We start from the raw sequence: 23,043 nt of genomic DNA on the forward strand, positions 1-23,043 counted from the left end.
ACACTGAAATGATCCTTGCGCTACTTGCCATAATAAAAAGTATGGCAAATATCTCACAGCTTGCAGGTTTAAAATTAAGAATCTGATGCCGAAAACGACAACAAAACTCTCTATAAGTAATTACTCAATGATCTTTCTAGATAATTCTCGACCAATGGTTGTCCCATTGCACTCCGCTTGCGAAGGTACTTTTTGACTCCTCAGGTCTTTGCTCTACCACTTTTCCCGCCCCAGAACTGACTCGGAACTCATCGCCATAGACCACAACACCAGAGGCATCTGGTAACGCACTTAGCTCGACCAATTTGCCCGTAGATTTAGACCATATACCATAACAACTGCCCGGAGGCGAAGTGGCTAAGATCCATTCATCGGTTGCTGCAATACTCGCAACGTAGTGATTGAAACGCGCCCACTCTTCAGGATCAGCTTGTAGATCCTGCATCTCACCACCACGCGTGTGCATGGCGATCAAGGCTGGATACTCGTCCGGCTCACCACGATATTGTTGCCCACAAAGCACGGTTTCCGCACCATCATGAGCTAAATGGCGAATACTCAACTTATGATCCGGTAAAGACACTTGATCCAATAGCTCCCCTTCTTGTGAAAGGTAACTCAGACTCGGTCTCATGCTATCAAGATTGAGAGGTTCACGGCCATTAGTGTGTACGCCACCAACGCCAATCGCCAATGCGCCATCAGGCATCATGATCACTTCATGAGGGCCAAGGCCAAAGCCTGTTAACTCATCGATCTTTTGATATTGCTTCTGTACATCATAAACACCAATGATCCCGCGGCTTGTCCCCCTCTCCCCTTCTGTGGCAAATAGCAACGTGCCATCATGGGAGTAAACACCATGTCCGTAAAAATGGCGATTTGGCGTTGCTAGTTGCAGTTTGATCATCTGCTCTGAGCGATAATCAAACACCATGAAGAAAGTACCAAGTCGACGACCAAAAACTACGGCGTGGCCTTGTTGGTTGGTTGCCACACCGTGACCACGCTCAGGAATCGGCAATGAAGATAGCGGCATACCATGCTCATCCGCCACCACCGCTGCATATTTATCTCGGCCAATGATAGAGCAGCCGATCAACGCAGGCTCACGTGAGCTTGTTGAAGAACAACCAAATGGCATCATAGGTGTAGCCGCCCCGAATAGAGCGGCTTTCAGCAAAGTTCGGCGGGTTTGATCAGTCACCATCGGTTGCATTAAATCCTATAACTACGCCAAGCTCGATTGCCACTTCTTCGTGAATCAGGTACTTCAATTGCTCTAGCTTATTGTATTGAGCAAGCACCATGCGATAGCCTTCTTTTGTTTGTAGTGCAGCAAACAAGCTATTATCTTCTGGCCAAGTTTCTAACGCCATTTCAAACTGATGAACAACACGGTCTGCGAGATCTGCATGGCCTTGCTCTCTTAGTAGCGCATCTAGACCATTTCCGTTCGCAAAGTACAACGCTTCCATCCCTTGAAGGTTGGCTTTTAAGTTTGAAAGTGAGGTCTCTGAACGCCACGATTCTGAAAAATACGGGCGAGGCTTACCAATCTTCGCTAGCGGTCGGCTCAACTTCTTCATGCTGTACTCAAGCTGATTCGAGAGCAGTGAAATGTACTCAGATTCCCATTCCGTCATCTCTAGCGCTTTCCAAGGGTTCTCTGCCCAAGAATCCGCGATGATCTGCGCTTTGTTATCGAGGTTTTCTGCAATCGCTACGCCTGTCACACAGGTATTGCTATTGCTAGATAAGGTCGACGCTTTATCGTAAAGCAGCCATTCCAATGCACCTAAACCTTGCACGGTGACACTTTGGGTGGAGATACCTTCTGCACTCCAAGCTTGATCAGATTTCGTCAGTACAGACATTTTACGACCAGTGGTGTTCTTTTTATCTGGCCAAAACTGAACATTCCAGCTTTGCTCCAACGCCGTAGCAGGGCCACGTTCTTGACCTTGTAATGCCATCCACGCAAGCATCGTTTGATGCCATTGCTGTTTTACTTGTGCATCATCTTTCGACTCTGATGCGCAGTAATCCGCGAAGCGCTGTTCAAGTTCTGTGGTTTGCGCTAAAAACGTCTGAGCTGATTGAAACTCAACCTCGTACACGCTTTGAGAAATATGACTTGTACTCTCAGGCTTGGCTGAGCTCGAACCGATGGTCGATTGGCAACCAACCAAACTTAACGTTGCGGCAATCGCACTCACTAACAGTGTTTTTTTCATGGTTGCTTCCTTATAGAGAGTTCAGAAACGCAATGAGAGCATCACGTTCTTTTTTGTTCAGAGCTAAAACATTTTGTTTCGCCGTTTCAGCTTCGCCGCCGTGCCACAACACCGCTTCCATCAGGTTACGAGCGCGGCCATCATGTAGAAAGTACGTGTGTCCGTTTACTTCTTCGGTATAACCAATACCCCACAACGGTGCCGTTCGCCATTCACGGCCGTTTGCTAAGTATTCCGGACGGTTATCGGCTAAGCCTTCACCCATGTCGTGCAGAAGCATGTCGGTGTATGGATGGATAAGCTGCTCAGAAAGCGCTGGTAACTCTGGTCGCTTCGCCGTTTTAACACTGGTTTTATGGCAGCTTTCACAACCAGACGCAGCAAAGATTTGCTGACCAAGTTTCACGCTAGGCTCATTGATGTTACGGCGAATAGGTACGGCTAAGTGTTGGCTGTAAAACTCTACGAAGTCGAGAATATTTTCACTCACTTCAGGTTTGCCGCCATTTGGCATGTCGTCACAAATGCTTTGTTTCGAGGTACAGTTTTCATTTGGGAATAAATGGCTCGTAAGACCCACATCACCATTAAATGCTGCTGCATTTTGCTGCATTAGCGTCGGTTGTCCTGCTTTCCAGCCAAAACGACCAATCGAGAAGTCGTCCTTTTCAATATCCCACACCTTATTGACTTTGCCTGAGATACCGTCTTTGTCGGCATCTTGTTCATCAGCCCAAGCAAGTAGCGTTTCGTCGGGAATACTCTCCAACAAACCAAGGCCGATCATTGGTGGTGCCACGCGTGCTGAGAACTCGGTATCTGGGTGCATATCGCCGTAACCCAGATCGGTAATGTTCAAATGAGGTTTTCTTAGCGTCACCGTCGTACCGTCTTTAAATTTCACTGGGACATCGGTGTAAGTGATTTCGATTTTGCCTTCTGGCGTTTGATCTTGCAGAGCGAAATCTTGAAGCTGGCCACCATAAGTCGGCTCAGGTATGCCGCCATCTTTGATGTAAGCTTTCTTTTGTTCTGGCGTCATCGCAGGAATGCTTAAGCGCACTAACATAGACACGGCATGTAAATCATCTTTCTCTGGCGGATGACCACGACCGTCTTTGATGTGACAATTCTGACAACCATTGGTGTTAAAAAGCGGGCCTAAGCCATCACGAGCGTCCGTTGACGCTGGCGCTTGCACCCAAGGGTTACGGAAAAAGCTGTTACCTACGCTAAAGTCGAGGCGTTTGCTCATTGGCAAGTTAGCAGCAGGAAGAGAATAGGCATTCGCGCCGTCTTTTTTAACACTGGTTTTGCCACCGGACTTAACATCGTAAGCCATGGCAGAAGAAGAAAGGATCGCGGCTAGCGCAGAAATTAGGTATGGCTTCATATCATTGCTCTACATAGACAACAAGGGTGATAACAACGAGCTCAAACGGCAAAAGGGCTCACAAAGAGCCCTTATTTATTATGGTTTTCTTATTAAAACTCGTGGTCAGCAGTATCAGGGCTTAGGCTATCGATGCCGACAATGCTTGCCGCGCGCTCAATCGCACCGGTTTGTGCTACCAACGACATGATGGTGTCGTTTACTAGCGCGTTGCCCTGTGCGTTACCCGCTGCAATAAGTTGGTCAAAGTGCTGGTTGTTCTTCTCTGCAGAAGTCACTAGCTCACCAACTTGGCTAAGTGTTGTATCAAACTGTTTTTGAATTTCGCTCGCCGCTTTCTTATCTTTTTGAGCAACAAGATCAGCAATACTTGGACCAGATAACTCTTTGCCGTTTACACCTTTGTATGTACCTGTGTAAACGTTGTAGATGCCTTGCTCATTGTAGTAGTGAGAATTATGCGTGTTGTCTGAGAAACAATCGTGCTCGTCTTCAGTTGAGTTCGCTTCTAGTGCCACCTTCATGCGCTCACCCGCTAGCTCACCTAGAGAAAGAGAACCCATGCCGAATAGCATCTTACGAAGACCATTATCAGCAGATTCGTTTAGTAGCTCTTCACGGTAGTTACCTTTCACTTCAGCAGACCACTGCTTTTCCATCCACTCAAGGTCTTGAACCAGTAGATCAGCGGCTGCTTTTAGGTACTCACCACGACGGTCACAATGACCATTCGTACACTCAGAACCGACAACGAAATCAGTGTAAGCACGTTGACCTGCACCCGCGTTAGTGCCGTTTAGGTCTTGACCCCAAAGCAAGAATTCAATCGCGTGGTAACCTGATGCAACGTTTGCCTCAGAACCGCCTACTTCGTTTAAATCTGCTAGTAATTCTGGCGTAATTTTTGAAACGTCCAGTTTAGAAGCGCCAATCTGCAGACTTGTGTTTGCGATGATGTTGGCAGCCGCGCCCTCGTTACCCAATTCGTATTGGTAATCAGCTGCTACGTAGTCAATCAGACCTTCATCAAGTGGCCATGCGTTCAGCTGACCTTCCCAATCGTCAACAATCGCGTTACCAAAACGGAAAACTTCAGACTGTTGGTAAGGCACGCGAGAATCTAGCCAAGCTTGTTTTACTTCTTCAAGCTTTTTCGCTGATGGTGATTTTAGAAATTCGTCGATTTTTACGTCAAGCGCCTTCGCTGTTGTTACTGAATCAGCAAACACAGCATGGGCAACGTCCGCGTAATGTTCGACTACTTGTTGTTTAGTTACAGTGGCAGCAACGGTAGAACCACTGGCAATGAGGAGTGATGCAGCAATAGATTGGACTAAAACTTTTTTTGCATTCATCTGAAGCATCCTTGTTGAGCTTTTCAATTATCGTATTGGTAGTGCTAATTATTCTTATTTGCACTTTAGTCTCGAGATAATACAAATTTACAATTTATTTGCAACTCCAGATACAAAAAAACCTCATAAAAATGAGGTTTTTCACAGACTTTATTGTCAGTTTTATCTTTAGGATTAAACCTTTAGGTCATGTTTTCCGTGAGAGACTTTTGCCTTCAGATAATTTTCGTTGCCATCTTTGATATGTGCAGAGGTATTGACAACCTCGCCAATTTCAATTCCGTACTCAGATAACTCACGGATTTTCTTAGGGTTGTTCGTCACAAGGCGGATCTTATTCACGCCTAAAGCTTCTAGCATTTGTGCTGCTTCTGTGAAATCACGCAGGTCATCATCAAAGCCCAAATGGTTGTTAGCTTCGTACGTGTTCATGCCCTGGCTTTGTAAGCGGTATGCATCGATCTTATTGTACAAACCAATACCACGACCTTCCTGACGGAGATACAAGATGATACCACCGGACTCGCCCATGCGATTGATCGTCTCTTCTAGTTGCTCACCACAGTCACAGCGTGAAGAGTGGAACACATCGCCTGTCAAACACTCAGAGTGCATACGAACTAAAGGCATGTCCTGAGTTTGGTCCGCTTGTTTAAAGATAATAGCAACATGCTCTTTGTCTGTCTTCAGACCATGGAAAGACAGAATTTCGGCATCAATGTTACTTTTTGCCCCGACTTTAAAATCTACTCTGGCACGTACTTCCGCCATATCTATACTCACTCGATTTATTGCTTGATGCGCTTGGTGCGTTTTCGTTATTGCATTCATGGGATTTACTCGTTGCTCTTCAACTATGGGGACTGATACCGCATTTTGCAATATAGAGATCACAATTGAGGGCAGTTATCCACTCAAGACAGCAAAAGAGAAACACTCTCCAACTGAACAATTGTTATATTATAACAATTTAAAAAAACTACAATAAAAAACCCCAGACAAATTTTGTCTGGGGTTTCAAGAAGGTCGTTTGGTCTATCTTTTAATGGGTCTGACTGCGCTTCCAAACGGCGAGTTCAATCCAAACTGCTTCGAGTTCTTGGATTTCCTCGTCGGTCAACACGGCGAGCGTTGAAGTAACTTGAGGCAGGTTCGGTGATTGCAATGCACGAATCTGCGAATAGAAGTCTTTTTTAAGTTGTAATATAACTGAATCCACTGCGTGCACCTATTTCGTTCTTTTATTACTTATCCAGCTCAAAATTTTTATTTTCTTTATACTGGAAACTTCATAAATTCGGAAAAATGATAACATTCTGCTTGTTAAGTGCACAATTTATTTTTAATAGTGGAATAACGGTCACATTAATTACGCTTCACCATTCGGATCGAATATAAGACAAAAAAGATCAAAAATAGCACAGGAAAGATCCACAACAGCGCCGTGGAATAATTTAATGGTGGTTGATACAGAACAATATTCCCATAACGAGCAACTAGATAGTCCTTTATTTCTTGATCTGAGCTGCCTTCATTGGCCATCGTATACACTTTCAACCTCAGGTCTTTAGCCGCTTGTGCATTAGACTCGACAAGGTTTTGGTTTTGACACTGCGGGCAGCGTAAGGTCTTGGCTAACGAGGTTGCACGCTGTTGCACTTCAACAGAATGAAATTCAAACAGATCAACATTCTGTTCTATATCCGCACTTCTCGTGAAAGGAGAAAATAGTATAAATAGGATTAAAGTGAGGAGAAGATTATTAAATCGAAACATTCAAGTATCCTGAAAATATATCGTTCCATTTATCTGCCGTTAGCTCCCCACGATATTTGATCAATATACGACCATTTTGATCAATCAAGTAAGTTTCCGGCGTTCCGATAACACCTAGCTCCACAGCAAGCTTTCCATTAGGGTCACTAATTACTTCAATATATGGATTTCGTTTAGAGCTCAAATATTCACGAGCGGCTTGTTTTTGATCTCTATAATTCAGCCCAATAATAGCCACACCGAGTTCTGCTAACTGCAATAACTCTTCATGCTCTCGTTTGCATACTCCGCACCAAGATGCCCAAACATTCAATAATTTATATCCGTCGCTTTTGAACAACTGCTCAGAAACCATGTCATCAGAGATCAGAGAAGTAGAGCGAAAATTAGGTGTCTCTAAATTTCGTTGTGGGGACAATTCAACATGTGGTCGCTCAGACAAAGCCACCGCAGTTACTACAGCAAACACGGCAACAGCCACAACGAGACCTGCGAGTTTAAGCGTATTTCTCGATCGCATTGATAGCCTCTCTCCTTTTCTTTAAGCCTGTTAATAGCGCACCAAACACAGCTAGTAGCCCGCCAGACCATATCCACCAAATACCTGCGCGGTACTGAACTTTAATCGCATAAGCATAAGTATCGACTTTGTCACCCAATGTCACGTAATAATCGCCATGCCATAGTGAACGAATCGCAGGCTCGGTCATATTCATCACTCGCACAGGGTAATGACGCTTTTGCGGGTTGAAATTGAGCATGCGGCCATCTTCCAAGTGCAAGGTGATCTGTCCTTGTTCCGCGGTGTAGTTTGGCCCCACCAGCCATTCGATACCATGATAATCGATAGTGATCCCCGCTCTTTGTTGAGAACTGCCAGGTTCGACACGTAAATTGTGTTCATATGAGTAGTGACTGTTGAATACAGCCCCACTCACCGCCAGTGCAAAACCGATATGTGCCATCACGATTGGCATGAGTTTACGCTTATTGGAGCAGCGAAACAGCATAACGAGATGCGCCACAATCACCCAAGTAGCCAACGTTATGGTTAACAATACTTCGAAATGCAGTGCATTCACTGAGAACATAAACCCGATCCCAGAGACTAGAGATAACGCGATACTGATCGCGATATCACCGCTTACACTCGGAACTGTGCCTTTTGTCCATTTCAGCACTGGCATGAATGCTAAGGCAATCAGAGCCAGTATGCTTAATGGGAAGATCAGACTATTAAAGTAAGGTGCGCCAACTGAAATGTTCCCTAAACCGAGCAGTTGATAAACCATCGGATAAAAAGTGCCAAGAAAAACGATGGCAGTCGCAATAACCAGCAGCCCTTTGGCGATATAAGCAGTGTAAGCTCGGCTCGCTAGAGATTGAAGTTTGAAACGAGGGAGTTGTTCTCCTCGCAAAATCAGTACGCCAAAAGTGATAATGACAAGCAAGCTCAATACACCAATCAGCACCAAACCTTTAGTTGGGTCCACCGCAAAAGCGTGCACTGAAGTCAGCACGCCAGAGCGCACCACGAATGTCCCTAAAATGCTTAGGCTGAACGTAGCAAACGCCAGTGCATAGGAGCTCCAAATTGCGCCTCTGTTACGTGTTGCGACAACACCGCTGTGCAACAAAGCAGTACCAGTAAGCCAAGGGAGTAGAGAAGCGTTCTCCACAGGGTCCCAAAACCACCAGCCGCCCCACCCTAGTTCATTGTACGCCCACCATGATCCCACCAAGATACCCAACGTGAGCGTTCCCCATGCAAAAAACGCTGCGCTTCGAGCGACCACATACCAATCGCTCATCGGTTGTTTACCCAATAGCGCCGCTAATGCAAAAGCTAATATTGCTGCGTAACCGACATAACCGAGATAAAGCAATGGTGGATGAATGATAAGCCCAACATCTTGCAGCATAGGGTTTAGATCTCGCCCTTCCGACGCCAATACTTGGGCATACTCGAACGGGTTAGAGGTCATTAACGTGAACCATGCAAACGTCCCAATCAGAACGTTCATGATTCCTAAACAGTCACAAGTATATTGGGCATTGAGCGGTGACTTAAATGCAATAAACGACGCCCATAAACTCAGGGTGACGACCCAAAACAACATGGAGCCTTGGTGCCCACCCCAAGCGGCAGCAATTTTGAACGCCACGGGAAGTTGACTGTTGGAATGCGTAACAACATATTCCAACGCGAAGTTGTCTTGCACGAAGCAGACGATCAGAAGTGCTAAACAAATGAAGGAAGCTAAGCTAATGATGTGGGACATCGCGACTTGATGCGGCAATGTCGCCTTCTTACTCATAGCACGACGTAGCCAATGCAGCAACGATGCACAAGTCGATGTTACAGCCACCAATATCAGTAAGAAGAACCCTAGCTCAGCTTCCATTTATCCCCCTTACACTATGGTCATTTGACCGGCATATAGAATGAAAGTACGCAGCATAAGTACGCCAACCAAGCTCAACGTCGTGACCACAAAAACGTAACTGCCTCTGTGGCGCACTTCTGAAGGCGTTAACCAATTGAGAGTCAAAGGCGTTATCATGCCGATGAACACTACGCCAACCCAGAACCATTGAGCCCAGAATCCACTCGAAATAGCATTCCAAGCCGCGACTTCGTTCTGACCACCGCTGAAGATCAGTCCGGTAAAGAAGGTCACTAAGACAAACAGCTCAAACAATACTACTGGGCGTTCAAATCCGTGTACCCAAGACACACTTGGGCTGCTGGTCGACTCTTTAAATACCAAGATACCGAACATCAAGCATGCTGCTGCACCCGAGGACAAACTAGAGAACAGGAACAAGATTGGCAGTACTGGATTGTTTAGCATTGGGTAAGTCTTCAACGCAGACAATAGAAAGCCAGTGTACGCTGCAAGTACGATGGCTAAGAAGCCCAAGAATAATTCAATTGCGTTGTTGGCTTTCCCCGCCTTAATCAAAATGCCATCGGCAAAATCCAGCAGTTTGCTTGGTAACTTCCCTTCACAGAAGCTGATGATTTGATGGCGGAAGATAACGCCAATCCAAACAAACAGCACTAGCATGTACACTTGGAACAAGATCACGCCCATCGACATCACAGACGTTGGGTTGTAGTAGATCATGATCTTCCAAAACTCTAAAGGCTTGGTTAAATGGAAAATCAAAATTACCAACCCAGCAATGATGCCAAATGGTGCGAGCCAAGCCATCGCTTTCATGATGCCGTTGTTTGCGGGATCACCTTCAATCACTTTGCGTTTTAAATAGATAGAAATAATCACCGCACCCGCTGACATCCCAGCAAAGAATAAGTAAATCGCGATGATCCAATCCCAGACTAACGAGTCAAAGTGGAATGCACTTTCGAAGCCGTTCATGATGACACCTCCCCTTTGCTATGCGGAATTTTGTACAGTTTAGGTTGCGTACCTAAATGCGATTTATCGCGATAGACAACATGGCTTTCGATAGCTTTGCTCACCTCGCTAGTTGGGTCATTTAAATCACCAAAGATGAGTGCTTTTGTTGGGCAAGATTCCACGCAAGCTGGCTGCTTACCTTGCGCTAGGTTGGTATCACGGCAGAAGTTACATTTATCCGCAGAGTGATCGACTGGATTAAAGAAGCGCACTTGGTAAGGGCAAGCAGCAAGGCAATAACCACATCCGACACATTTCTCTTTGTGTACATCCACGATGCCGGTCGCTTCATCTTTGTATGCAGCGCCTGTTGGACAAACGTATACACATGGTGGGTTATCACAGTGCTGACAGGATTCACGAGTAAACTGGTATTTCACATCTGGGAACTCGCCAATCGGTTCACTGCGATGAATTTTAAGTCGCGTTACGCCTTCAGGGACTTTATTTACTTCGCGACAAGCATCGGTACAAGCGGTACAGCCAATGCAGGCATTTTCATCATGAACCATACCCATGCGTTTCGCTTGTTCACGGTTGCTGGTATAAAGAGAGGAGCTAACAACGGAAGTGCCTGCAACGCCTGTAGTTAAAATCAACGCGCCGCTGCCGGCTAAAAAGTTTCTTCTCGAACATTTCATGCTATCTCTCCTCTTCTTTGGCAAGTTCAGGTTCGACGGCAAATTCAGAGTGACAATCCACACACTGCTTGATCAGTTGTTTTCTGTCGTACGACAACGCTTTGGTTTTCGCTGTGTGTACATCGTGGCAATTTGAACAAGTGAGGTTTTTGGCGTGCACATCGTGCGTCCAGTGGCTTTCTCTCAGTTGTGTCGGTGCATGGCAATCCACACATCGGCTGTTGGCTTTAAGAATCATGCTTGGATCAAGGAACACTTTGTCGTGTACCTCTTTCGATTGCGCGGCAGAAAACTTAATCACATCAGGCGCGCCTTCACGGTGATCAGGGCCGATGTTGCTATGGCAGTTAGTGCAATTGAGCTGCTTACCTTGACTCAATAACGCTTGCGAATCATGCGATAGATTCAGAGTCTCTTTGGCGTCCTTATGACATTGAAGACACTTGTAGTCTCGGTCACGGATCAACTCGACTTGATGACGCTCAGCTTGAGCACCTTCAATCGGCTCTGAAGAAGTCGCATGGGCGGCGATGGAGAAACCATAGATGGCAAAGACGAAGAGAAGTTTCAGCATTGTCTCTATGGTCAATTTTATATTGCCCATATTGTTCTTTCCTTAGCTCGACAATAATTGATAACTATTCTCAATTATTTATTTGAGCGACAATTAATTTCCTCTGAAGATATTTTTTAGATCTTCAAATGACATCAATTCTTATTTCGGAAAGCCACAACGCTAAACCTATATTTATAATACCTCTATTATTCATAAGGGGTAGAAACACCTGCTCAAAAAGCGAACTAAATCACCCTATTTTTAAAAAGGTTAAAACCCCAAAGCATTGTAGAACAATGACTTAACAACTACCACTTTAGAGGTATATAAATTCAAACATGACTGAGATCACTGGTGTAAATTGATCTAAAACAAGACAAGATTCACTCACTATTTCATCTATCCAATTAAGCAATATTATTAATCGTAGATCTCCAGTTCTTATTTGGAATAGCTCCTCACAACGCTGCTAATAAAAACGAATATGGAGATAACACTGTGAGCATAAAACACTGGATGAGCGCACCTATTGCGGTTGCGACCTTATTCGCCAGCCAATTATTTTTGGTTGGCGCTCCGTTAGCGGCAGAAGAGAAGGATTTTATCGATCCTCGAAATGACGCCTTTGAACAGAACCATCCCGACCAATACCACTCTTGGAAAGCAACATCCGAAAGTGAGCACATAGAAGATGCTCTAAGTGAAGACCCAAACATGGTTATCCTGTGGGCAGGTTATGGCTTCGCGAAAGACTACAACAAAGCGCGCGGTCACTTTTACGCACTTGATGATGTTCGCCAAACCTTACGTACTGGCGCACCAACCGACGAGAAGTCCGGGCCTATGCCGATGGCGTGCTGGAGCTGTAAAAGCCCAGACGTCGCTCGCGTGATTGATGAACGTGGTGAAGACGGTTATTTCGAAGGTAAATGGGCACGCTTAGGCTCAGAAATCGTCAACCCTATCGGTTGTTCCGATTGCCACAACACGGGCTCTGAAGCCTTCAAGAAAGGCGAACCCGCGCTGGCACTGACTCGCCCATACGTCGAGCGTGCTTTTGATACTATTGGTAAAAACTTTGATGAACAGTCTCGCCTAGATAAGCAAGCATCGGTCTGCGCTCAATGTCACGTTGAATACTACTTCACCGGCCCAACTAAAGCGGTTAAATTCCCATGGGATATGGGCACCACCGTTAATGACATGGAGAAATACTACGACGCGTTGAATTTCAAAGATTGGACGCATGCCGTATCTAACGCGCCGATGCTAAAAGCACAACACCCGGGTTTCGAAACTTGGAGAGCGGGTATTCATGGTAAAAACAAAGTGGTGTGTGTGGACTGCCACATGCCTAAAGTGACCAAAGAAGACGGTACGGTGTACACAGACCACAAAGTGGGTAACCCATTTGATCGTTTTGAAGACACCTGTGCGCAATGCCATACCCAAACTAAAGAGCAGCTACAAGGCATCGTCTCGACTCGCAAAGCGCAAGTACTGAACATGAAGCTAACCGCCGAGAAGCAAATCGTAGCGGCACACTTTGAAGCAGGCGCAGCGTGGAAAGCAGGTGCAACAGAAGCAGAGATGGAACCTATCCTACAAGATATTCGCCATGCACAATGGCGTTGGGACTACGCGATTGCTTCTCACGGTGTCCACATGCATGCTCCTGAGGTAGCACTAGAAGTACTTGGTACTGCAGTTGACCGCGCTGCTGACGCCCGTACCAAGTTGGTTCGCTTACTGGCAACCAAAGGCATTACTGACCCTGTTCAAATTCCAGATATCTCGACCAAAGCGAAAGCACAGCAAGCACTGGGCATGGATATGGATAAGATGAACGCAGACAAGAAACACTTCCTAGAAACGGTGGCACCAGAATGGGATAAAGCAGCAGCTGAACGCGAAGCCACATATTAGTCTAACTTGCAGAGGTTAGTTTATAGATACAACAAGGGGCGTACTGAACGCCCCTTTTCTTTCTTTATTATCTTTATCTCTTCATCCTGATTCTATCGAGAGACAAAAATCGAATGTACTAGCGACGAGGAAGCCTAGGTCTAGGTTGAATATTTGGACGTGCTTTAGGTATCTGCACATTTGGACGAGCAACTGGACGCTGGATCTTCGTTTCCGGTAATGCTTTTCTTTGTTGAACCTTTTCTTTCACCGCCTTGCCTTGTAAAGTCGCTGGTTCAATATGCTCCGGACGATTCTCCCATTGGGTTCGAATCTCTTGCTTTTGCTCGTCAGGCAGTGATTGCCAATGATCGTCAAGTTGGCGTTTCATGTTATCGATATTGGCGGACATATCGTCGTCTTTCCAATCTTCGACTTTGTCTTTGATGGATTGCTGTTGGTCTTCATCTAAACCATTCCACCACTCTTCCAGTTTCTCTTTGTATTCATCGTCGTTATCGCAACAGCCCGGATAGTAATAAATCCAGTAGTCGTCATGATCGTACCACCACGGGTCGTAGTAACCCGATGAATAATAAACCGTAGAGGAAGAGCCAGAATGATCGGAAGAGCTACAACCCGCCAGCACAGAGCCGCACAGCAAAACCAATATGCTTAGTGCTTTATTTTTCATTCGTTGCCCACCTTTCTCTCTATTGCTTGTTAAATTGTACGCTTACAATAGCTCTTTTGCTTTGTTAATAGAGTTAATGATTTGCACCCTATCTAAATTTGGATCATTAGAATCTAATAATATTACCCAGGCATCAATCGCTTCCTGAAATCGGAATGACAGAAAATGATCATTTGCGATCAAAGACAAAGCGGCTTCATTGTGCGGTTCTATCTGCAAAGCTTGCTCCAAAAGCAAGCTAACTTCTTGCGTCATTGATTGCTGGTGAATGTAGTACAAGGTCGTCGCCTTTGCAGCAAGTTGCGTGGCACTGACTGGCTCAGTCAGTTGGATCGCGTAATCAAAACAAATCAGCGCGCCATCAAATTCCCCCTCTAGCAGGTAGCCCTGCCCGAGTTGGAACCACAATTCAGCGTTGTTCGGATCTTCACGCAACTGGTCTTGAATCTCTTTCATGATGTCACGAGCAGTCATCATTCGTGACATTTCCGCTTGTATTGGTTTAGGCGGTGTTTGATGCAGCAATAAGAAACTGGCACTCGTCACGACAAGTACTAACAGGCAAAAGCCAAACCATTGAGCAGGTTTAACTTTTGATGCACTCAGTGATAAGAGTACGATAAACAACCCCATCAGAGTGATGGCAGCGAAAAACCAAACAGACATAACACGTCCTGTAAACAAAGATAACGTCAGTGTACGCATTTCTTACTTTAAATGCGTTGATACAGATACAAAAAAGCCGAGCAACTAAGGGCTCGGCTTTTCATATCAGGATAACGATGTAAGATTACTCTTCGTTATCTTCCTCTGCATCATCAGCAGCTGGAGCTTCTGAAGCGTCTTGCTGCGTATTTTCGCCTGTTGACTCTAACGCTTCTGCATCTTCATCAGCAGGCAGCTCTTCATCATCAACTTCTTCAATACGTTGCAAACCAACAACTGATTCATCTTCCGCAGTACGGATAAGCGTTACACCTTGTGTGTTACGACCAACCTGGCTAACTTCACCCACACGAGTACGTACTAACGTGCCAGCGTCGGTGATCATCATCATTTCATCACCTTCAACAACCTGGATAGCACCAACTACCGGGCCATTTCGCTCAGAAACTTTGATAGAAACTACACCTTGAGTGCCACGACCTTTTGTCGGGTACTCGCTAAGTGCTGTACGTTTACCATAACCGTTTTCTGTAACCGTTAGGATATCGCCTTCGTGCGAAGGAACAATAAGTGATACAACTTGGTCATTTTCAGCCAGTTTCATACCACGAACACCAGAGGCGGTACGACCCATAGGACGAACACCTTTAAACTTGATCTCTGGCTGACCATTCTCATCAAGAACTGGTTTACCATTTTCATCAAGTACTGGAATCTCTTCTGCTTCTTTAAAGCGAACCACTTTACCCGCTTTAGAGAACAGCATGATTTCGTTTTCGCCGTTAGTGATATCCACACCGATTAACGAATCGTCTTCACGTAGGTTCACAGCGATTAGGCCGTTTGAACGTACGTTTGCAAACTGGTTCAACGGCGTTTTCTTAACCGTACCGTCACCTGTTGCCATGAAGATGAATTTGTCTTCAGAGAATTCATCAACACGTAGAATCGCGGTAATGCGCTCACCTTCTTCTAATGGAAGGATGTTCACAATTGGCTTACCACGCGCAGTACGGCTCGCTAGAGGCAATTGGTAAACTTTCAGGCGGTATGTCTTACCACGAGTAGAGAAACACAAGATGTTATCGTGGGTATTCGCCACTAGAAGACGCTCGATATGGTCTTCATCTTTCATCTTAGTCGCACTCTTACCTTTACCACCACGGCGCTGTGACTCGTAGTCGCTCAGTACTTGGTACTTAACGTAACCACCGTGAGATAGAGTAACCACAACGTCTTCACGTGCGATCAGCTCTTCCATGTCAATATCATGGCTCGCAGCTGTGATTTCTGTACGACGAGCGTCACCAAAGCCGTCACGAACCGCTTCAAGTTCTTCACGGATCACTTCCATCAAACGCTCAGTGCTCGCAAGGATATGCATGAGTTCAGCGATTTCTTCTAGAAGTGTTTTGTATTCGCCAAGAATCTTCTCGTGTTCTAGACCTGTTAGTTTATGTAAACGTAGATCTAGGATAGCTTGTGCTTGTTGCTCAGTCAGGAAGTACTGACCATCACGAATACCATATTCAGGCTCTAGCCATTCAGGGCGCGCAGCATCTGTACCAGCACGCTCTAGCATTGCTGAAACGTTGCCTAAATCCCAACCACGAGCGATAAGACCCGCTTTTGCTTCAGCCGGTGTAGGTGCCTTACGGATAAGCTCAATGATTTCATCAATGTTAGCAAGCGCTAGAGCTAAACCTTCAAGGATATGAGCACGTTCACGCGCTTTACGCAGTTCGAAGATAGTACGACGTGTCACAACTTCACGACGGTGATCAACGAAGCACTTCAGCATATCTTTTAGGTTGAATAGCTGTGGCTGGCCATTGTTTAGGGCCACCATGTTGATACCGAAAGTGGTTTGCAGCTGAGTCTGAGCGTAAAGGTTGTTTAGAACTACTTCGCCCACAGCATCGCGCTTACACTCAATAACAATGCGCATACCGTCTTTATCTGACTCGTCGCGCAGTGCACTGATGCCTTCTACTTTCTTATCTTTAACTAGCTCAGCGATCTTTTCGATCAAGCGAGCTTTGTTCACCTGGTAAGGAATTTCAGTGACGATAATGGTCTCTTTACCATTCTTCTCCACTTCGATGTCCGCTTTCGAACGCATGTAGATTTTGCCACGACCTGTTTTGTACGCGTCTACAATGCCTTTACGACCGCTGATAAGCGCCGCCGTTGGGAAATCAGGACCAGGAATGTAATCCATTAGTTCATCAATAGTGATTTCTTCATTATTGATGTATGCAAGACAGCCATCAATCACTTCGCCAAGGTTATGAGGCGGGATGTTGGTTGCCATACCTACTGCGATACCAGAAGCACCGTTAACCAATAGGTTTGGAATTTTAGTTGGAAGAACCGCTGGGATCTGCTCAGTACCGTCGTAGTTTGGTACGTAGTCTACGGTTTCTTTGTCTAGGTCAGCCAATAGTTCATGGGCAATTTTTGCCATTCGAACTTCGGTGTAACGCATTGCCGCAGCAGAGTCGCCATCGATCGAGCCAAAGTTACCTTGACCATCGACCAGCATGTAACGAAGCGAGAACGGCTGAGCCATACGTACGATTGTGTCGTACACAGCACTATCACCATGTGGGTGATATTTACCGATTACGTCGCCGACAACACGGGCTGATTTTTTATATGGTTTGTTCCAATCGTTGCCTAGTACGTTCATCGCGAATAAAACGCGGCGGTGTACTGGTTTTAGGCCATCACGCACATCTGGAAGAGCACGACCCACGATGACTGACATCGCATAGTCTAGGTATGAACCTCTAAGCTCATCTTCAATGTTTACGGGCGTGATCTCTTTAGCTAAATCGCTCATAGAGCCATTATCCCTCTATTATCTGATCGTAATTACGATACGTGTAAGGTGCAAAAATATAACACACAATTCATCACTTCGGCATCACTTTCCCTCTCCTTTTATCAGGTTGTGAGCTTGGTTATGAATCAAATGTCGAGAATTTGCACACTCATCCCATATCTTTCTGATTAGTGGTTATATTTCGGTCAATATTGAGCAAAATCGGACCCTTTACGCGGAAAAGCGAGGTAAATTCCTTTAACCACACAACGCGAAAATGCAGGTTTTAGAGTTATTATCACTGGCACCAGTTCAAGGATGAACCAAAAACAATAGTTAGCGCTTTACAAATTACAGGCACCTGTCTCGATTGCCGCGCCAGTGAACTCTGTCATTGTCCCTTAACTAAGCACATCGAGGTTGTTTGGGTGTAAAACGTTGGAGTATACTGGCGCCCTCTAAAGGACTCAGATTGAATGCAATAAAACCAATTATGACTAAAGCACAAAACGTCGACCCAAGTGAAATTAAGAAATTCGAGGACATGGCTTCTCGATGGTGGGATTTAGAAGGCGAGTTTAAGCCGCTTCATCAAATTAACCCACTTCGTTTGAACTATGTACTTGAAAAAGCAAATGGCTTGTTTGGCAAGCGAACACTTGATGTCGGCTGTGGTGGTGGCATTCTTGCTGAAAGCATGGCAAAAGAAGGCGCTATTGTGACGGGGCTTGATATGGGTAAAGAACCATTAGAAGTCGCGCGACTACATGCATTAGAAACAGGCACTCAACTGACCTACATTCAGAGCACAATAGAAGACCACGCTATAGAAAACGCAGGAACTTACGATGTCGTGACTTGTATGGAGATGCTTGAACACGTTCCAGATCCTCTCTCCGTTATCCGCTCTTGTGCTGCGCTAGTCAAACCCGGTGGTCACGTGTTTTTCTCAACTTTGAACCGAAACATTAAGTCGTACTTATTTGCTATTGTCGGTGCTGAGAAGCTTCTTAAGATTGTTCCTGAAGGCACTCATGAGCACGATAAGTTTATCAAGCCAGCCGAAATGATGAAGATGATAGACCAAACTGACCTGACGGAAATGGGCATTACTGGGCTTCATTACAACCCTCTAAATGACAGCTATAAACTCGGTCGTAATGTAGATGTAAACTACATCGTTCATACTAAAAAATACTGAACGCTATTAAGTTAAAAAATGAGTTTTGTGATTGACATTTTTTAAAGAAAATGAATCGGAAGCGGTAGCACAAAGTTGCCGCTTTTTTTGTCTTTTTATGGCTAAAATTCGTGCTCTAGATTCCATTTTGACCAAGCTATTTTTCGTAGATAAAAACGACCAAAGATCAAGGAAAATATTTTTGCATGCGGTTATTTCTAAACCGATCTCGAAACCGTACTTTTAACCATTCAAGTCTGCCCTTTTCTCATCGGTTAGTGTTCACTTACTGATTTTTTTCATTTTGTCAGTTATCCACAAGTCATCCCCGATCTGTACCTTGATAAATCAGTGTAATAGCACTATCTTGTAACCCGCAAACAAATGAACCCCTATATGTTGTGTTTAAGCGACAATATATAGATAGACTTTGATCACAAAGCCGCCGCAAGCTTTACTCATATTGCACATAAACAAACAAAAATACGGCTTTTATCAGTTTTCTTAGGGAAATAAAGCAGAATGAACCAACAACTTACCGTCACCAAGCGTGATGGCCGTAAAGAAAGTATCGATCTGGATAAAATCCACCGCGTTATCACTTGGGCTGCAGAAGGTCTAGATAATGTTTCGGTTTCTCAAGTAGAACTTCGCGCTCACATCCAGTTTTACGACGGCATCACAACGACAGATATTCACGAGACAATCATCAAGTCTGCGGCAGACCTGATCTCTGAAGAGACTCCGGATTATCAATACCTAGCTGCTCGCCTAGCGGTATTCCATCTGCGTAAAAAAGCGTATGGCCAATACGAGCCACCAACGCTTTATGATCACGTGTCTCGCCTCGTCGATATGGGTAAGTACGATCAACATATTCTAGAAGACTACACAAAAGCAGAACTCGACGAACTTGATGCGTACCTCGACCATAAACGCGACCTAAACTTCTCATACGCGGCAGTTAAGCAGCTAGAGGGTAAGTACTTCGTACAGAACCGTGTTACGGGCCAAATTTACGAAAGTGCTCAGTTCTTATACATCCTTGTAGCAGCGTGCTTATTTGCGAAATATCCAAAAGCGACACGTCTTGATTACATCAAACGTTTCTACGATGCGACATCGACATTTAAGATTTCTCTACCTACGCCAATTATGTCTGGCGTGCGTACCCCTACTCGCCAGTTCAGCTCATGTGTTCTGATCGAGTGTGGCGACAGTCTTGATTCTATTAACGCAACAGCAAGCTCAATTGTTCGTTATGTATCTCAGCGCGCTGGTATTGGTATCAACGCAGGTCGTATCCGTGCATTAGGCTCAGAGATTCGCGGTGGTGAAGCATTCCACACTGGTTGTATTCCGTTCTACAAGTACTTCCAAACAGCAGTAAAATGTTGTTCACAAGGTGGTGTACGTGGTGGCGCAGCTACTGTGTTCTACCCAATGTGGCACGGTGAAGCACGCTCACTAATGGTACTTAAGAACAACCGTGGTGTTGAAGAAAACCGTGTTCGTCACATGGACTACGGTGTTCAGTTAAACAAACTGATGTACCAACGTTTAGTTGAAGGCGGCAATATTACGCTATTCTCACCATCTGATGTACCTGGTCTGTACGACGCATTCTTCGAAAACCAAGAAGAGTTTGAGCGTCTATACGTGAAGTACGAGAACGATCCTTCAATCAAGAAGGAAACGGTTAAAGCGATTGAAATGTTCACTCTGCTAATGCAAGAGCGTGCATCAACGGGTCGTATCTACATCCAGAACGTGGACCACTGTAATACTCACAGCCCATTTGATTCTGAAGTCGCTCCAGTTCGTCAGTCGAACCTATGTTTAGAAATCGCACTGCCAACGAAACCATTAACTAACGTTGAAGATGACTCAGGCGAGATCGCACTGTGTACGCTTTCTGCATTCAACTTAGGTGCTATCAAGTCTCTAGATGATTTCGAAGAGCTATCCGATCTTGTTGTTCGTGCGTTAGATGCACTGCTTGATTACCAAGATTACCCTCTACCAGCGGCATACAAATCGACTATGAACCGTCGTACGCTAGGTGTTGGTGTGATTAACTTTGCTTACTACTTAGCGAAGAATGGCGTGAAATACTCTGACGGTAGCGCGAACGGCCTAACTCACCGTACGTTCGAAGCAATGCAGTACTACCTATTGAAAGCATCTGTAGCACTGGCGAAAGAACAAGGTAAGTGTCCTTCATTCGACGAGACGAACTACGCGAAAGGCTTACTGCCGATTGATACGTATAAGAAAGATATCGACCTAATTTGTGACGAAGCGCTGCACTACGACTGGGACAGCCTACGTAAAGAAATTATGGAGCACGGCCTACGTAACTCAACACTGACTGCGCTAATGCCTTCTGAGACTTCTTCTCAGATTTCAAACGCAACTAACGGTATTGAGCCACCACGTGGTTACGTTTCAGTAAAAGCTTCGAAAGACGGTATCCTGAAGCAAGTTGTACCAGAGTTCACAGAACTTAAAGACAGCTATGAACTGCTTTGGAATATCGGTTCGAACGACGGTTATCTACACCTTGTGGGTATTATGCAGAAGTTTGTTGACCAAGCTATCTCTGCTAATACTAACTACGACCCGTCACGTTACGAGACTGGCAAGGTTCCAATGAAGAAACTACTTCAAGACCTGCTAACAGCGTATAAGTTTGGTGTGAAAACGCTTTACTACCACAACACTCGTGATGGCGCGAAAGATGAACAGAAAGACGCTGTTCAACCACAAGATGACGATTGTGCTGGCGGCGGTTGTAAGATTTAATCTTCCCGTACCTAGCGACCCCGTAAAGACAGACTATCGATAACCTCCCCCTTACGGGGAGGTTTAAAAGGAATTGAGGCATTATGGCTTACAGTACTTTTAACCAAAAAAAGAATGACCAATTGAAGGAACCAATGTTCCTAGGTCAATCAGTAAACGTTGCACGTTACGACCAACAAAAGTTTGAGATTTTCGAAAAACTTATCGAGAAACAACTTTCTTTCTTCTGGCGTCCAGAAGAAGTAGACGTATCTAGCGACCGTATCGATTACAACAAACTGCCAGATCACGAGAAGCACATCTTCATCTCTAACTTGAAGTACCAAACGCTTCTTGACTCTATCCAAGGCCGCAGCCCTAACGTGGCACTGCTGCCGCTTGTGTCTCTGCCAGAACTAGAGACTTGGATTGAGACTTGGTCTTTCTCTGAAACGATTCACTCTCGTTCTTACACACACATTATTCGTAACATCGTGAACGACCCTGCTGTAGTGTTTGATGATATCGTTGAGAACGAGCACATTCTGAAGCGTGCAAAAGACATCGCGCACTACTACGACGATTTGATTCAAGCGACGAATGATTACCATCGCTACGGTGAAGGTGAGCATGTCCTTAACGGTGAAACGGTTAAGGTTAGTCTGTACGATCTTAAGAAGAAGCTGTACATCTGTTTGATGTCTGTTAACGCACTAGAAGCTATTCGTTTTTACGTCAGTTTCGCATGTTCTTTCGCTTTCGCAGAACGCGAACTAATGGAAGGTAACGCGAAAATCATCAAGCTGATCGCTCGTGACGAAGCACTTCACTTAAACGGCACGCAGCACATGATCAACCTGCTACGTAACGGTCAAGATGACTTCACTTTCATGCAAATCGCAGAAGAGGCAAAACAGGACTGTTTTGACCTATTCAAAGAAGCGGCTGAGCAAGAAAAAGAGTGGGCAGAGTATCTATTCAAAGATGGCTCTATGATCGGTCTAAACAAAGACATCCTAAGCCAATACGTTGAATACATCACAAATATTCGTATGCAAGCGGTAGGTCTACCAGCAGCGTATCCAAAAGCAACAACCAACCCAATTCCATGGATTAACGCTTGGTTGTCTTCAGATAACGTTCAAGTTGCGCCTCAAGAAGCAGAAATCTCTTCTTACCTTGTGGGTCAAATTGACAATGAAGTTCGCGCAGATGACTTCGAAGGATTCGAGCTGTAATGGCAACACTCAAAATCAACAAACTGATCAGCATTGAATCCAACCCTTCCAATACGATTTTGGAAACAATGGAGCAAGCTGGCCTATTACCAGAATACAACTGCCGTGATGGGCACTGCGGCGCCTGTCGCTGCAAATTGGAGTCTGGTGAAGTGGAGTATGTTGGTTTTGCCATGGCTTACACACAAAGTGATGAAATATTACCTTGTATCTGTAAAGCAAAATCAGATTTGTCACTTAGCGGCGTTAACTACGCGATGAAAGAAAAGCAGCGCGCATAACGTTGACTCGACGGTATAAAATGCAAAAGCCAAGGTAATCACCTTGGCTTTTTTGTCTCTGTTTTTTGTCTCTCAGACTACT

At 45.1% G+C, this 23,043-nt stretch carries 20 protein-coding genes; 5 read left to right on the top strand and 15 right to left on the bottom strand.

The features are described from left to right. Window positions 1-136: 136 nt before the first annotated feature. From R7F07_RS00210 to nrfB, 12 genes are all read right to left on the bottom strand, one after another. Entirely contained in the window at window positions 137-1,219 is a 1,083-nt protein-coding gene (locus R7F07_RS00210; RefSeq protein WP_182039493.1) for a DUF1513 domain-containing protein, read from the bottom strand. Continuing rightward, a complete protein-coding gene (locus R7F07_RS00215) occupies window positions 1,200-2,237 on the bottom strand; it encodes an imelysin family protein (protein ID WP_171343061.1) in 1,038 nt (345 codons plus the stop codon). Before R7F07_RS00215 ends, R7F07_RS00210 begins: the two co-directional genes overlap by 20 nt. A 10-nt stretch (window positions 2,238-2,247) precedes the next feature. After that, window positions 2,248-3,630: a di-heme oxidoredictase family protein gene (locus R7F07_RS00220; RefSeq protein ID WP_065274667.1), complete on the bottom strand. Its 1,383-nt coding sequence runs from the start codon at window positions 3,628-3,630 to the stop codon at window positions 2,248-2,250. A gap of 92 nt (window positions 3,631-3,722) precedes the next feature. After that, window positions 3,723-4,985 carry an imelysin family protein gene (locus R7F07_RS00225; protein ID WP_047103250.1) on the bottom strand — a complete coding sequence of 421 codons (1,263 nt, stop codon included), beginning with the start codon at window positions 4,983-4,985 and terminating at the stop codon, window positions 3,723-3,725. A 174-nt stretch (window positions 4,986-5,159) separates the two neighbouring features. Then, window positions 5,160-5,756 carry a GTP cyclohydrolase II gene (locus R7F07_RS00230; protein ID WP_025767283.1) on the bottom strand — a complete coding sequence of 199 codons (597 nt, stop codon included), beginning with the start codon at window positions 5,754-5,756 and terminating at the stop codon, window positions 5,160-5,162. 271 nt (window positions 5,757-6,027) lie between these two features. After that, entirely contained in the window at window positions 6,028-6,204 is a 177-nt protein-coding gene (locus R7F07_RS00235) for a hypothetical protein (protein ID WP_020480909.1), read from the bottom strand. Between the two features lie 146 nt (window positions 6,205-6,350). Next, window positions 6,351-6,761, bottom strand: a complete 411-nt coding sequence (gene nrfF / locus R7F07_RS00240) for a heme lyase NrfEFG subunit NrfF (RefSeq protein ID WP_025767282.1) — start codon at window positions 6,759-6,761, stop codon at window positions 6,351-6,353. Beyond that, window positions 6,748-7,281, bottom strand: a complete 534-nt coding sequence (locus tag R7F07_RS00245; protein WP_171343060.1) for a DsbE family thiol:disulfide interchange protein — start codon at window positions 7,279-7,281, stop codon at window positions 6,748-6,750. The genes nrfF and R7F07_RS00245 overlap by 14 nt, the downstream gene beginning before the upstream one ends. Continuing rightward, window positions 7,259-9,166, bottom strand: a complete 1,908-nt coding sequence (locus R7F07_RS00250) for a heme lyase CcmF/NrfE family subunit (protein ID WP_171343059.1) — start codon at window positions 9,164-9,166, stop codon at window positions 7,259-7,261. The genes R7F07_RS00245 and R7F07_RS00250 overlap by 23 nt, the downstream gene beginning before the upstream one ends. 9 nt (window positions 9,167-9,175) lie before the next feature. Beyond that, window positions 9,176-10,147: a cytochrome c nitrite reductase subunit NrfD gene (gene nrfD / locus R7F07_RS00255; protein WP_005376835.1), complete on the bottom strand. Its 972-nt coding sequence runs from the start codon at window positions 10,145-10,147 to the stop codon at window positions 9,176-9,178. Beyond that, window positions 10,144-10,830, bottom strand: coding sequence for a cytochrome c nitrite reductase Fe-S protein (nrfC, locus tag R7F07_RS00260; protein WP_005376833.1), 687 nt, complete (start codon window positions 10,828-10,830; stop codon window positions 10,144-10,146). Before nrfC ends, nrfD begins: the two co-directional genes overlap by 4 nt. A gap of 1 nt (window position 10,831) precedes the next feature. Further along, window positions 10,832-11,434 carry a cytochrome c nitrite reductase pentaheme subunit gene (gene nrfB / locus R7F07_RS00265; protein WP_005376830.1) on the bottom strand — a complete coding sequence of 201 codons (603 nt, stop codon included), beginning with the start codon at window positions 11,432-11,434 and terminating at the stop codon, window positions 10,832-10,834. Between the two features lie 450 nt (window positions 11,435-11,884). On the opposite strand from nrfB, the gene nrfA reads away from it, so the two are divergent. After that, entirely contained in the window at window positions 11,885-13,312 is a 1,428-nt protein-coding gene (gene nrfA, locus R7F07_RS00270) for an ammonia-forming nitrite reductase cytochrome c552 subunit (protein WP_031778935.1), read from the top strand. A gap of 118 nt (window positions 13,313-13,430) precedes the next feature. Here nrfA and R7F07_RS00275 read toward each other — a convergent pair whose 3' ends face one another. From R7F07_RS00275 to gyrA, 3 genes are all read right to left on the bottom strand, one after another. Beyond that, on the bottom strand, window positions 13,431-13,985 hold the full coding sequence (locus tag R7F07_RS00275) for a hypothetical protein (protein WP_005376825.1): 555 nt from the start codon (window positions 13,983-13,985) through the stop codon (window positions 13,431-13,433). Between the two features lie 42 nt (window positions 13,986-14,027). Next, on the bottom strand, window positions 14,028-14,651 hold the full coding sequence (locus R7F07_RS00280) for a tetratricopeptide repeat protein (RefSeq protein ID WP_031778934.1): 624 nt from the start codon (window positions 14,649-14,651) through the stop codon (window positions 14,028-14,030). Between the two features lie 124 nt (window positions 14,652-14,775). Next, the gene (gene gyrA / locus R7F07_RS00285; protein ID WP_171343058.1) at window positions 14,776-17,496 is read right to left on the bottom strand and encodes a DNA topoisomerase (ATP-hydrolyzing) subunit A; all 2,721 of its coding nucleotides are present in this window, start codon (window positions 17,494-17,496) and stop codon (window positions 14,776-14,778) included. Window positions 17,497-17,971: 475 nt separating this feature from the next. On the opposite strand from gyrA, the gene ubiG reads away from it, so the two are divergent. The 4 genes from ubiG (at window position 17,972) to yfaE (ending at window position 22,961) form a co-directional block, all read left to right on the top strand. Then, window positions 17,972-18,679 (top strand): bifunctional 2-polyprenyl-6-hydroxyphenol methylase/3-demethylubiquinol 3-O-methyltransferase UbiG, encoded by a 708-nt coding sequence (gene ubiG, locus R7F07_RS00290; protein WP_017636129.1) that lies wholly within the window; start codon window positions 17,972-17,974, stop codon window positions 18,677-18,679. A 501-nt stretch (window positions 18,680-19,180) separates the two neighbouring features. Continuing rightward, complete coding sequence (nrdA, locus tag R7F07_RS00295) at window positions 19,181-21,463, top strand: class 1a ribonucleoside-diphosphate reductase subunit alpha (protein ID WP_005376819.1); 2,283 nt, start codon at window positions 19,181-19,183, stop codon at window positions 21,461-21,463. A gap of 83 nt (window positions 21,464-21,546) precedes the next feature. After that, a complete protein-coding gene (gene nrdB / locus R7F07_RS00300; RefSeq protein ID WP_064368593.1) occupies window positions 21,547-22,680 on the top strand; it encodes a class Ia ribonucleoside-diphosphate reductase subunit beta in 1,134 nt (377 codons plus the stop codon). Then, window positions 22,680-22,961 (top strand): class I ribonucleotide reductase maintenance protein YfaE, encoded by a 282-nt coding sequence (gene yfaE / locus R7F07_RS00305; RefSeq protein WP_005376817.1) that lies wholly within the window; start codon window positions 22,680-22,682, stop codon window positions 22,959-22,961. Before nrdB ends, yfaE begins: the two co-directional genes overlap by 1 nt. Window positions 22,962-23,043: the final 82 nt, after the last annotated feature.

Origin of the sequence: Vibrio sp. YT-16 (assembly GCF_033337405.1) — a bacterium.
GTDB classification, from domain to species: domain Bacteria; phylum Pseudomonadota; class Gammaproteobacteria; order Enterobacterales; family Vibrionaceae; genus Vibrio; species Vibrio alginolyticus.